11 protein-coding genes are annotated in these 13249 nt (G+C 32.9%); 3 read left to right on the forward strand and 8 right to left on the reverse strand.

The genetic code is table 11. The annotated features are described in order from the left end of the window. Window positions 1-84 precede the first annotated feature (84 nt). Together OLM54_RS18680 and purH are read right to left on the reverse strand one after the other, a co-directional pair. Window positions 85-1113 carry a rod shape-determining protein gene (locus OLM54_RS18680; protein ID WP_007804822.1) on the reverse strand — a complete coding sequence of 343 codons (1029 nt, stop codon included), beginning with the start codon at window positions 1111-1113 and terminating at the stop codon, window positions 85-87. 56 nt (window positions 1114-1169) lie between these two features. After that, a complete protein-coding gene (gene purH, locus OLM54_RS18685) occupies window positions 1170-2696 on the reverse strand; it encodes a bifunctional phosphoribosylaminoimidazolecarboxamide formyltransferase/IMP cyclohydrolase (protein WP_264536062.1) in 1527 nt (508 codons plus the stop codon). Between the two features lie 164 nt (window positions 2697-2860). Here purH and OLM54_RS18690 point away from each other — a divergent pair, with 164 nt between their 5' ends. Together OLM54_RS18690 and OLM54_RS18695 are read left to right on the forward strand one after the other, a co-directional pair. Then, complete coding sequence (locus OLM54_RS18690) at window positions 2861-4108, forward strand: ABC transporter permease (protein WP_264536063.1); 1248 nt, start codon at window positions 2861-2863, stop codon at window positions 4106-4108. 90 nt (window positions 4109-4198) lie between these two features. Further along, the gene (locus OLM54_RS18695) at window positions 4199-5092 is read left to right on the forward strand and encodes a cupin-like domain-containing protein (protein WP_264536064.1); all 894 of its coding nucleotides are present in this window, start codon (window positions 4199-4201) and stop codon (window positions 5090-5092) included. Window positions 5093-5295: 203 nt separating this feature from the next. On the opposite strand, the gene OLM54_RS18700 is transcribed toward OLM54_RS18695, so the two are convergent. From OLM54_RS18700 to OLM54_RS18715, 4 genes are all read right to left on the reverse strand, one after another. Continuing rightward, complete coding sequence (locus OLM54_RS18700) at window positions 5296-5889, reverse strand: hypothetical protein (protein WP_264536065.1); 594 nt, start codon at window positions 5887-5889, stop codon at window positions 5296-5298. Between the two features lie 83 nt (window positions 5890-5972). Further along, on the reverse strand, window positions 5973-6827 hold the full coding sequence (gene accD / locus OLM54_RS18705; RefSeq protein ID WP_264536066.1) for an acetyl-CoA carboxylase, carboxyltransferase subunit beta: 855 nt from the start codon (window positions 6825-6827) through the stop codon (window positions 5973-5975). Window positions 6828-6938: 111 nt separating this feature from the next. After that, complete coding sequence (gene fbaA / locus OLM54_RS18710) at window positions 6939-8006, reverse strand: class II fructose-bisphosphate aldolase (RefSeq protein WP_264536067.1); 1068 nt, start codon at window positions 8004-8006, stop codon at window positions 6939-6941. A gap of 60 nt (window positions 8007-8066) precedes the next feature. Then, window positions 8067-10622: an outer membrane protein assembly factor gene (locus tag OLM54_RS18715; protein WP_264536068.1), complete on the reverse strand. Its 2556-nt coding sequence runs from the start codon at window positions 10620-10622 to the stop codon at window positions 8067-8069. Between the two features lie 37 nt (window positions 10623-10659). On the opposite strand from OLM54_RS18715, the gene OLM54_RS18720 reads away from it, so the two are divergent. Next, window positions 10660-11388, forward strand: coding sequence for a TrmH family RNA methyltransferase (locus OLM54_RS18720; protein ID WP_264536069.1), 729 nt, complete (start codon window positions 10660-10662; stop codon window positions 11386-11388). Between the two features lie 9 nt (window positions 11389-11397). Here OLM54_RS18720 and OLM54_RS18725 read toward each other — a convergent pair whose 3' ends face one another. Both OLM54_RS18725 and ubiE read right to left on the reverse strand, forming a co-directional pair. Further along, window positions 11398-12117: a porin family protein gene (locus OLM54_RS18725; RefSeq protein ID WP_264536070.1), complete on the reverse strand. Its 720-nt coding sequence runs from the start codon at window positions 12115-12117 to the stop codon at window positions 11398-11400. A 1-nt stretch (window position 12118) separates the two neighbouring features. After that, window positions 12119-12850, reverse strand: coding sequence for a bifunctional demethylmenaquinone methyltransferase/2-methoxy-6-polyprenyl-1,4-benzoquinol methylase UbiE (gene ubiE / locus OLM54_RS18730; RefSeq protein ID WP_264536071.1), 732 nt, complete (start codon window positions 12848-12850; stop codon window positions 12119-12121). Window positions 12851-13249 lie beyond the last annotated feature (399 nt).

The following is a 13249-nucleotide window of genomic DNA, read 5'->3' on the forward strand; positions in this document are numbered from 1 at the left end:
TATGCTTTTGGGTTTCAAATTTTATAAGAGCCGAATGATTCAATTCGACTCTTATAAAGATATTTTGATTTGTTATTTTGAATCTTATTTTATTAAGATGCTTTTGAATTTTGCAATGTTTTTAAGTGCCATTCCAGTTCCACGAACTACAGCTCTTAACGGATCTTCGGCAATGTAAACAGGTAAATCTGTTTTTTGCGAAATACGTTTATCAAGACCTCTTAACATTGATCCTCCACCAGCTAAATAGATACCTGTATTGTAGATATCAGCAGCTAATTCAGGAGGTGTTTGAGATAAAGTCTCCATTACAGCATCTTCAATACGTTGTATTGATTTATCTAATGCTTTAGCAATTTCACGGTAAGAAACATCAACTTGTTTTGGTTTACCGGTAAGTAAATCTCTACCCTGAACTGACATATCTTCTGGCGGACCATCTAAATCTTCGATAGCAGCCCCAATTTGAATTTTTATCTTCTCTGCAGTACTTTCTCCCACAAAAAGATTGTGTTGTGTACGCATGTAATAAACGATGTCATTTGTAAAAACGTCACCTGCAATTTTTACAGATTTGTCACATACAATTCCGCCTAAAGCGATAACCGCGATTTCAGTAGTACCACCACCAATATCAACAATCATGTTTCCTTTTGGCTGCATAATATCGATACCAATACCAATTGCTGCTGCCATAGGTTCGTGAATCAAATAAACTTCTTTTCCGTTTACTCTTTCACAAGATTCTTTTACAGCTCGCATCTCCACTTCAGTAATACCAGAAGGAATACATACGACCATGCGTAAAGCTGGCGTAAACATTCTTTTCTTTAATGCTGGTATACTTTTAATGAACATATTGATCATTTTTTCTGAAGCATCAAAATCGGCAATTACACCATCCTTCAAAGGCCTTATGGTCTTGATGTTTTCATGTGTTTTACCCTGCATCATGTTAGCTTCTTTACCAACAGCAATGATTTTGCCTGATATTCGATCACGTGCAACGATTGATGGACTATCAATAACAACTTTATCATTGTGAATGATTAAAGTGTTTGCGGTACCAAGGTCTATCGCAATATCCTCGGTCATGAAATCAAAAAATCCCATAAGTTTTTTAGGGGTTTAAAATGTTATAAATAATTTATCGAACAAAGTTAAACAAATTAATGTTTAAAATGACGTGTTCCTGTAAATACCATTGCAAGATTATTTTCGTTGCAATAATTAATACTTAATTCGTCTTTAATAGATCCTCCTGGCTGAATTACAGCCGTTATTCCTGCTTTTTTGGCTAACTCTACACAATCCGGAAAAGGGAAAAATGCATCACTTGCCATAGAAGCGCCGGTTAAATCAAAACCAAAAGCTTTCGCTTTATCAACAGCCTGCATTAAAGCATCAACTCTTGAGGTCTGACCTGTTCCTGACGAAATTAATGTTCCGTTTTTTGCAAAAACAATCGTATTTGATTTTGTGTTTTTACAAATTTTTGAAGCAAATATCAAATCTTCTATTTCCTGAGCAGTAGGCTCTGTAGTAGTAACGGTTTTTAAATGCTCTTTAGTATCTGTAATATTATTTCTGTCCTGAATTAACAAACCATTAAGACAAGTTCTTACTTGTCTTGAAGGTAATTCAACTTCATTTTGAACTAATATAATTCTGTTTTTCTTTTCTTGTAAAACTGCAATTGCATCATCATCATAACTTGGAGCAATTACAACTTCGCAGAATAATTTGTTGATTTCCTGCGCTGTAGCTAAATCAATTTTAGTATTTGCAATCAAAACTCCACCAAAAGCAGATGTTGGATCGCAAGCCAAAGCTGCTAAATAAGCTTCGCTAATTGTTTTTCTTGAAGCTAAACCACAAGCATTATTATGTTTTAAAATAGCAAACGTTGGTCCGTCAGTTTTAAACTCATTTATTAAGTTTACAGCTGCATCAACGTCTAATAAATTATTGTAAGATAACTCTTTTCCGTGAACTTTTTTAAACATTGCATCAAAATCTCCAAAAAAGAAACCTTTTTGATGTGGGTTTTCTCCATATCTTAAAATCTGTCCGCCTGCAATACTCTCTTTGTAGATAGTTTCGTCAGTATTAAAATAATTAAAAATAGCACCATCATAATGAGATGAAACGTGGAATGCTTTTGTTGCAAACAATCTTCTGTTTTCAAGAGTTGTCGCTCCGTTTTGCTCTGTAATCAAATCAAGAAGCAAACTATATTCGTTTACCGAAGCAACAATAACAGTGTCTTTAAAGTTTTTTGCACCGGCACGAATCAATGAAATTCCGCCAATATCAATTTTTTCAATAATATCCTGTTCGCTTGCACCGGAAGCAACCGTTTTTTCAAACGGATACAAATCAACAATAACCAAATCAATCTGAGGAATATCAAATTCTTTCATTTGCTGAACATCACTTTCGTTATCCTGACGATTTAAAATTCCGCCAAAAATTTTCGGGTGTAATGTTTTTACTCTTCCGCCAAGAATTTCAGGAAAAGAAGTAATATCTTCAACAGGAACTACAGGAATTCCTAGGTTTTTAATAAAATCTTCGGTTCCTCCAGTCGAATAAAGTGTTACATTTTGTTCGTGTAATTTTCTAACGATTGGCTCCAGCCCATCTTTCGAAAAAACAGATATTAATGCTGATTGTATTGTTTTAGTTGTGCTCATTGTGTAGTTATGATTTTCAGACTGCAAAAGTAGTTTTTTTAAATATTATTTTAAAGGATTTAATGTAACATTATCTTAAAAAAATGTACTCATGAGTAAGTTACTTTTTATTAGGTTTTTGATTTTAATTTATTGAATTTTACTTTATTGAAAAATACTACTATATGCTACTTTATCTTAGGTTATTAAAAGAAAGTCTGAGCTTTGCCATTAATGCTTTACGAAATAATAAATTGCGAACTTTATTATCATTGTTAGGCGTTACAATAGGTATATTTTCAATCATTGCCGTTCTTGCTGCCGTTGATTCTTTAGACCGAAAAATTTCTAAAGATTTGAGCAGTTTAGATAAAAATACGATTTATTTAATGAAATATTGTTTCGGTCCGTCAGAAATTCCACAATGGAAAAGAGAACAATTTCCCAATGTGAAATATGACGAATATATCAGTTTGAAAAATTCACTTAATAATACAGAGCAGGTTGGGTATCAATTATTCGTAAATCACGAAAGTTTAAAATACGATTCGAAAACCGTTGCCGATGTAAATATGGTTCCTTCATCATTTGAGATGGTCGACATTGACGGAGTAAGTTTTGATAAGGGAAGATTTTACAACGAATCTGAATCAAATTCAGGAACTCCCGTAATTGTTTTAGGATATGATATTGCCAACGGACTTTTTGGAGAAAGTGATCCCATCGGAAAAAGTATTCGTTTGTACGGACAGCGTTTTACCGTAATTGGTGTAATGAAAAAACAAGGAGCAGGATTTTTTGGCGACAGTAATGATACTTCTGTTTATTTTCCTGCAAATTTTTTACGCAGAATGTATGGCGACAGCGACGCAATGACGCCCGTAATTGTTTTAAAACCTGTAAAAGGCATCGATATGGATGCTTATAAAGCCGAAGTTGCACAAAAACTTAGAGCAATTCGCGGAATGAAAGCAGGCGAGATGGATAATTTTTTCATCAATATACTTTCTGGGTTTACCGATTTTATCGACGGAATTTTAGGTCAGATGAATGTAGTAGGTTGGATTATCAGCGGATTTTCTCTTTTAGTTGGAGGTTTTGGAATTGCCAATATTATGTTCGTTTCCGTAAAAGAAAGAACTAATTTAATTGGAATTCAGAAATCGCTTGGCGCTAAAAACCGATTCATTTTATTTCAGTTTTTATTCGAAGCGATAATTCTTTCTGTAATTGGCGGAATCATTGGTTTATTAATGGTTTGGGCAATTGCATTAATCTTAACAAAAGCACTGGATTTTGAATTTGTTTTAAGTTTTGGAAATATCGTTTTAGGAACAACTCTTGCCGCACTTATCGGATTAATTTCCGGAATTTTACCCGCAATTTCAGCTGCAAATTTAGATCCGGTTGAAGCTATTCGAACAGGAATGTAATATATTGGTTTGTAATATTTTACTTTAAATTTTGAAGGCTATAAATAATTAGATATTTTTGGTTAGCCAGATAATTTAAATTAATAAATAATGAGCTTTATTCTAAAAAATGTTGATACAGTTGAGTCTATTTCTAGAGAAGATTTTAAAAAGAACTATTTAGATAAAAGAAACCCTCTAATTATAAAAGGATTAACAAAAGATTGGCCCGCAAGAGACAAATGGACAATCGATTATTTTAAGCAAATTGCCGGAGATATTGAAGTAAAATTAGTTGATAATTCAAAAGCAGATCCTAAAAAAGTAATTAATGCCTCAATTGCCAATATGAAATTTGGCGATTATCTGGATCTAATAAAAAACGAGCCAACACAGCTTCGAATTTTTTTCTTCAATCTTTTTAAACATCGCCCCGAATTAATTAATGACGTAAAAATTCCAAAAGAATTAATGGGTGGTTTTATAGAAAGTATGCCCGCCATGTTTTTTGGAGGTTCAAAAGCTATTACCTTTTTGCATTATGACATCGATTTACCCCATCTTTTCCACACACATTTTGGAGGAAGAAAACATATTATATTGTTTGATAATAAATGGAAAAAACGACTTTATTGCGTTCCAAATACCACGTACGCCTTAGAAGATTACGATGTTGCCAATCCCGATTTTGAAAAATTTCCCGCTCTAAAAGGCGTTGAAGGTTACGAAGTTTTTCTGGAACATGGCGATACGTTATTCATGCCAACCGGAATGTGGCATTGGATGCGTTATATAGACGGTTCTTTTTCTCTCAGTCTTCGTGCCTGGGATTCATCCATAACCCGAAAAATGGCAAGCGTTTGGAGTTTATTTATGCACGGCGCAGTTGATAGTGCTATAAAAATAGTTTTTAGAGAACGATATGCAATATGGCGCGAAAAAGTAGCTTTTAAAATAGCCGAAAAGGAATTAAAAAATAACAGGCCAAAAAACAACACGAACTAAAATCGTAATGAGAAAACGGTGTGTTCTCATTGCGAAGAATGGATTAAAATCCATCCCTACAATATGTTTTGTTCCTTTGGAACGCTGCATAAAATTCCGGAGGAATGACATATTTTGCAGCAACGTCCCGAAGCTTCGGGATTAATCCGTTAGAAGATGATATGTTAAAAAATATTCCGTAGGAACGAGACATTTTTTAGTTTCTAATTAGGAAGCTTGATTTTAGTTCGATCCCATTTGATTTCATCTGGATAGTAAGATTCATTGTTTTTCTTGTATTTTAGAACGGTATCTTCTTCTTGGGTTGTTCTTCTTATTTCGTAAGCTCGTAATTTATTTTTATTTATAAAATTAAAAAAAGAAGTGTTTTTTATTGTGTCGTTTTGAGATGCAATGATTAAAATTCGTCTGTTTTCTGCTTTGTTCAAAATGTTTTCTAATAGAAGATCAGTTAAGATTGTTTCAGGGATTTTTAGAATATCTTTTGGCTGTAAATTTAAAAAATGAGGAAGGGTGTCGTTTTCTCTACCTGTTCCGCAGTCAATCCCTGTATACTTTTGTTGATAGTAATATAAATCACCTTTTTTATCAATAATAAGATGGCTTTCTCCATAAAAACTTTTAAAAGGTAAGAATATTTTTCTATTGGTTTTATTTGATGAATCGATATACTTTTGAAGTTTTTGATCTTCATAGGAAATAATATATGGTTTATTTTTAATCTCAACATTCTCTTCTTTTTTACCACAATTTAAAAGAAAAAAACAAATGATAAAACCAATAAAAATTCTTGTCATAGAAATAAGATTTAAAATAAAGATATAAAAAAATCCCATCAGCCGAAGCAAATGGGATTTTATATGTCTTTAGAAGTTTAAAACTATCTAATTGTACTATTCTGAATCAAATCAATATATAAGTTGATTTTTTCTTTTAAATCTTTTCTTGGTGTAATAAAATCAAGGAAACCGTGCTCTAAAAGAAACTCAGCCGTTTGAAAACCTTCCGGTAAATCTTTTCCTGTAGTATCACGAACCACACGCGGTCCGGCAAAACCAATCAAAGCGCCTGGCTCAGAGATATTGATGTCTCCTAACATGGCGTAAGATGCAGTTGTTCCTCCCGTAGTTGGATCTGTACATAAAGAAATGTATGGTAAACCAGCTTCGGCAAGCTGCGCTAATTTTACAGATGTTTTTGCTAATTGCATTAACGAATACGCTGCTTCCATCATACGAGCTCCACCAGATTTAGAAATCATTACAAAAGGCATTTTGTTTTTGATCGCGTGATCAATACCTCTGGCAATTTTTTCACCTACAACAGCTCCCATAGATCCACCAATAAAGGCAAAATCCATACAGCAAATTACAAGTTCTTTTCCTTTAGATTTTCCTACTCCCGTACGTACAGCGTCTTTTAAGTGAGTTTTTTCCATTACATCTTTCAATCGCTCTGCATATTTTTTTGTATCCACAAAATGCAAAGGATCTTTTGATGTCATGTTTTTATCTAACTCAACAAATTCGTTGTTGTCGAATAAAATTTCAAAATAGGTTGCGCTTCCAATTCTAACGTGAAAATCATCTTCCGGACTAACAAATAAGTTTCGGGCTAATTCATCAGCATCAATAATTTTTCCAGTCGGAGATTTGTACCACAATCCTTTCGGAACGTCCATTTTATCTTCTGTAGCGGTCGTAATCCCTTTTTCTTGTCTTTTAAACCAAGCCATTTGTCTAGTTTTCAGTGTTCAGTAATCAGTTCCAGTGTTCAGTTTTTAATAATCAGTTTTAAGTATTCAGCATTATAACTGAAAACTTAAAACTGTTTACTGATCACTTTTTTAAAGTGTATTAACGTTATTTAAGTCTGCAAAAGCTTGCTCAAGTCTTGTATTGAATGTCACTTCGCTTTCACGTACCCATTTTCTTGGGTCATAATATTTTTTGTTAGGAACTTCAGCACCTTCCGGGTTACCGATTTGTGTTTTTAAATAGTCAATATTTTTAACCATATAATCACGAATTCCTTCTGTGTATGCAAATTGTAAATCTGTATCAATGTTCATTTTGATAACTCCGTAGCTAATTCCTTCTCTGATTTCTTCAAGTGTAGAACCTGAACCTCCGTGAAAAACGAAATCTACCGGATTAGGACCAGTTTTGAATTTGTTTTGAACGAAATCCTGAGAGTTTTTTAAGATTTTCGGAGTTAATTTTACGTTTCCTGGTTTGTAAACACCGTGAACGTTTCCAAAAGCAGCAGCGATAGTAAATTTAGGACTTACTTTAGATAATTCTTCGTAAGCATAAGCTACTTCTTCTGGTTGTGTGTATAATTTAGAACTGTCAACATCAGAGTTGTCAACACCATCTTCTTCACCACCTGTAATACCCAGCTCGATTTCTAATGTCATACCCATTTTACTCATTCTTGCTAAATATTCTTTACAGATCTCGATATTTTCTTCGATTGGCTCCTCAGACAAATCGATCATATGAGAACTGAATAATGGTTTTCCTGTTTCTGCAAAATGTTTTTCAGATGCATCTAACAAACCATCGATCCAAGGTAATAATTTTTTTGCACAGTGGTCTGTGTGTAAAATTACAGTTGCACCGTAAGCTTCTGCTAAAGTGTGAATATGTTTTGCTCCTGCAATTCCACCAGCGATTGCTGATTTCTCACCTGCATTAGACAATCCTTTTCCAGCGTTAAATTGTGCTCCTCCGTTTGAAAATTGAATGATAACTGGCGCATTTAGTTTCGCTGCAGTCTCAAGAACTCCATTAATAGTACTTGACCCCGTAACATTTACTGCTGGAAGTGCAAATCCTTTTTCTTTCGCATAATTAAAAATTTCCTGAACCTGATCTCCTGTAGCTACTCCGGGTTTAATGTTGTGTGCCATTGTAATTTTTTTTATAGTTGTTTTTAGTTTTTAGGTTGCAAAAATAAGAATTAATTAGCATTAGAATGGATAATTTATTCCAAAATTTAAAACCGAGTGCCCAAAATTGTATTCTTTAAACCAACGATCTCCTTCCGGATGCGCCGGATTATAGGTCTTGAACCCTAAATCTAAACGAATAACAAAAAAGCTTAAATCGTAACGTAAACCAAATCCTGAACCCAAAGCAATTTCAGCTAAATCGTTTAAGTTGTTGAATTTTGCTTTATCATCAATCACATTATCGAGCACATTCCAGATATTTCCGGCGTCTGCAAAGATAGCTCCCTTAACATCTCCAAAAATTTTAAATCGAAATTCGGCACTCATTGCAATCTTCATATTAGCCTCATTAAAATCGTTCATCGCATCGGTACTTCCCGGACCTAATGAATATGGTTGCCATGCACGATTATCATTAGAACCTCCAGAATAATAACTTCGTGAAAAAGGAATATAATTTGAATTTCCAAACGGAATCGCGATTCCAAAAAAGCTTCTTACCGCCAAAACCTTTTCCTTGCCAAAATCCCAGTGTTTAATATAATCTAATTCAGTTTTGATGTATTCTGAATATTCAAGATTGAAAATTTCATAGTTGCCATTTGTGTTTTTAGGCAAGTTGGCAACGCTTGAAATGGCTGATAATAAAGTTCCTGCAGATTCTATTTTTGTTTTAAACTGATAAAAAGTATTATCGGCAAGATCTTTTTTGGTTGTTGTCGTAAAAGTATAACTCGTTGCCAGGATAAAATCGTTTTCTGTCAATCGAACCCTTCTTTCCTCAATACTTTCCACATCTTTATATTGCGGATCTGTTGGCGTTAAGGCAGTTTGTCCGTTTAAAACTTCATTGGTAAAATTTGTTGTTCCCTGACTGATAATTAAATTTCCGTTATCGTCTAAGTTTGAAGCATTCGTATTGTATTGATTTGCAATGCCGTTTAATTCCTTATAAGAAGAAGTATAAACCCTAAAATAATTACCCGGATTTAAATTACGTACAAACTGTGCATTAAGCAAATCAAGTTTTACAGTATTGCGTCGTTTAGGAGACCAGTTATAAGCCAATCCACCCGTAAAATTTTCCTTGTCAAGACCAATATTCCTTTGTTTAGAAAAACCTGCAGCAATACTTGTGGAAGGAATCATCCTTTTCGGAATAATTTTTTCAGTTCCAAAAGGCATTAAAATCCTTGGGAAATTAAGTTTGGTATCAATTCCATATTCCGAAACATTAAAGAAATTATCATTCGGATTTGCCATATCTTTTGATGAACCAACATTTACACGTGCCGAAATTTCTAAAGTTTCAGCCCTGTTAAATACATTTCGAATCGTTTCAGAAACACTCGCTCCAATTCCGAAATCCTGAATATTAGAGTGCGTAAAATCTAAAGTAGCACCAAAACTATATTTCTTTCTTGGCGTTAAATAAACATTCGCAATTAAAGATTGTGCTGTCGAGTCTCGTTTATCGACTTCATATTGTATCGACGGATAATTAAAAATCTTCAAATTATTTAAATACCGTGAAGAAAGTGTTGTACGCGTATCAGAAAAAGTACTTCCCTTTGTAATAAAAATAGCGTCAGTTATGGCGCGGGGTTTGTATTTTAAGGTTTTGTAACTGTATAAATTAAAGTTGTTGTACGTGGTACTATCATTGATTTTTGTTTTTGCATTTGTAGGAGAATAATCCGTATAAATGTTTACATCGCTAATTTTATACAATTTAAAAGGCTCTGTTCTGCTTGAATCCCTTTCCTGAATATTGTTGTTATTGATAATTAAAGTTACATCAGCTTTATTTTTTTTGCCAATCGTGTCAATATTATAATTGATGTAAGTTGGCTGAAAAAAGTAAGCGCCATGATTTCTGAAATAAGTAGTAATTCGTGCTTTTTCTTCTTCAAAATCAGCAGTTTTAAACTGAGTTCCGGATTTTAAAAGCGAAGGTTCGTTGTTCGTTTTATATAACGAATCTAAAGCAGGAGTAAGAATATTGGTTTTAATTGAATCTAAAATATAACCGGGTCCGGTTGTAATATTATAATTTACCTGAGCTTTTTTTCTGCCCACACTATCAATACTATAATCTGTTTTTACATTGAAAAAACCATTGTTGAAATAATAATATTTTAAACGTAACAAAGATTTTGTTGTTTTGGCAGTATCAATGATTACAGGAGGTTCGCCTGTGTTTTTTAAAAATTCATGAATTCCTTTGTATAAAAAAGACTGACCAAGACGATCGACTTGTTTCGCAGATAATATTTTTGACTGACGTTCGTAAAGACCGGGATTATTTTTAAATTTTGCCTGATAAGTCGAGTCAGGATTTAAATTGGCTAAATTGTACATATTCAAACGCAGCTTATAACCCAATAAAGTACCATTAGGTTTTTGGTACATTTGATTTGATGCAGTTTCATCATTTGTAGACTTTCCATTAACCAGAATATTATTTTTTACAAGAAGGTTTTTTCCATCCGGAACTCTTTTTACGGCATTACAAGCAGAAATAAATATTGCTATTAGAATAAATGCTACTATTTTTGTGGAATTCTTTTTCAAGTGTTTTTTAATATTTAATTCAAAAGTACATTATTTTATGGTTAGTAAAAACCAAATAAAGCTTATAACAGGTTTACATCAAAAAAAGCAACGTTTTGCAAATCAATTATTTTTTGCTGAAGGAGTAAAAGTAATTCAAGAACTCTTGCAATCCAATTTTGAATTAGAGCATTTATACACCACACAAAATGATTTTGAAACAGTTCAATCTTCAAAACGCACACTTATTAATGAGCAGGAACTGAAAAAAATAAGTGCTTTGTCGACCCCAAATTCATGTTTGGCAGTTTTTAAGATTCCTGTCGAAAATAAAATACTGGACTCTGGTTTAATTGTAGCTTTAGACGACATTCGTGATCCCGGAAATTTAGGAACCATCTTACGTCTTTGCGACTGGTTTGGTATCAAACAAATAATTTGTTCAAAAGAAACCGTCGATATCTACAATCCAAAAGTAGTGCAGGCTACAATGGGTTCTATTACCAGAGTAAATGTAAATTATGTCGATTTGAAAACTTTTATTGCACAAACAAAGTTACCGGTTTTTGGAACTTTTATGAACGGAGAAAACATTTATCAATCTAATTTACCTCAAAACGGAATCATTATTATGGGTAATGAAGCCAATGGTATTTCGGCAGAGATTGAAGAAACGGTTACCAGCCGACTCACAATTCCAAGATTTGGAGAGCTACAAAAAACCGAAAGTTTAAACGTAGCTACAGCAACAGCAATTATTCTAAGTGAATTTAAACGAAATAGTTGAGAAATTGTTTTAATGAAAAGTGAAATTTATTAAAATCGCTCTTGATTTCATCGAATCAATATTATCTGTCCACGGACTGGCTCCATTTGCAGGATTATCACGAATTAATTCATCTGTAATTCCAAACATTCCTCTTATAGAAGGAGAGAAAATAAAATATTCAGAGAAAATATCAATTCCAAAACCAAGTTCATAAGCTGTGGTCCAGGGTTTAACCCTGAATTTTCCTTCGTGATTATCATCCAGCGATTTCGAATTACTAGATAAATTTAATGTAGTCGACATTCCTCCAACTATATACGGACGAATATTTCCGGTACGCAGCGAAGAAAATTTCAACAACAAAGGAAAATGAATATACGTACTGTTTACCTCTCTTAAATAAGAGCTTTCTCCAAAAGAAGCTAATTCAGGATAATACAAATCACGTTTTGTATAGTATAAACCAGGTTCAAAACGCAGGTTAATATATTCCTGCAGCCTTAAATCTGCAACTACACCAACATTAAAACCGGTAGTTTTTTTTACCTGAATATCTTGTTGTACGGGATTTTTATAATCAATTTTAAAGTCGAAACTATTAAAGCCTAAATAATAACCAAAATACAAACGCTGTTTTTGCCAGTTTTCGAGGTTAATAATCGGATCTTTGCTAAACATATTTTTAGCAAATTGAGAATATCCTTTTGTCGTTAAGACTAATAAAAGTAAGATTACTGTTTTTTTCATACTATTTTTTAGAAGCAGAATAAATGGTTGCAACTCCAAATGTTTGAGGCATCGCCACAACATCTATAAACCCAATTTTTCTCAAAATATTGTTTAAAGCTTCTCCATAAGGAAAAACAGCAGCCGATTCAGATAAATATCCGTAAGCCGAATTGTCCTTAGAGAACAGTTTTCCTATAATTGGAAGTATATTTTTAGTATAGAATTTATATCCTTGTTTATAAGGAGTTTTATCAGGTACCGAAGTTTCTAGAATAACGAAAACACCGTTTGGTTTTAAAACTCTTAAAATTTCTCCGAAACCTTTCTCTAAATTCTCAAAGTTTCGAACGCCAAAACCTACAGTAATTGCATCAAAATAATTGTCTTCAAAAGGTATGTTTTCAGAATCCCCTAAAACTAAGTCAATAACGTTTGACAGTTTTTTTTCTTCTACTTTCTTTTTTCCCACTTCAAGCATTCCCGCAGAAATATCCAAACCTATAATTTTCTCGGCATTAGTTTGCGTCATTAAAATAGCAAGGTCGCCAGTTCCTGTTGCAATATCAAGAATGATTTTTGGTTTAGTGTCAGAAACTATTTTTAATACTTTTTTTCGCCACTTAATATCAATTCCAAATGAAATCACGCGGTTCAAATTATCATAGTTTCCAGAGATAGTATCAAACATTTGGGCAACTTGTTCTTTTTTGCCTAATGTAGAGTCTTTATAAGGGGTTACTTTTTCAGTCATTATTTTTTATTTACGCAAATATAATACAATCTGACTTAACTGTTAATGGGTTTTTTAAATTGTAAATCAAATGTTTCAGAAAAATATTCTTAAAATTAAAGTTTATCTTTTGCTTATCACGGAAAGTGGGTATTTTGAAAAAATCACGGAAAGTGGGTATTGCGGCAACAAGATATTATTGTCACTTTTGTCTTATAAATATTAAATTTTTTTAATGATTGATAGCTATAAGTGACTTAATCAAATGAATACTTTTTTTGCGCTGGTAATTTCATTTGTTCTTGTAAGTAGTTTTGACAGTATTTTTCTCATAATTAATACTTTTTATAAAGTGCAAAATACGTTCTTAGGATTAAATTTGTTTTTGGAAATTTTAATTTTCTTGTCTTTAATACCTTC

It is taken from the genome of Flavobacterium sp. N1736, assembly GCF_025947065.1.
Classification (GTDB): domain Bacteria; phylum Bacteroidota; class Bacteroidia; order Flavobacteriales; family Flavobacteriaceae; genus Flavobacterium.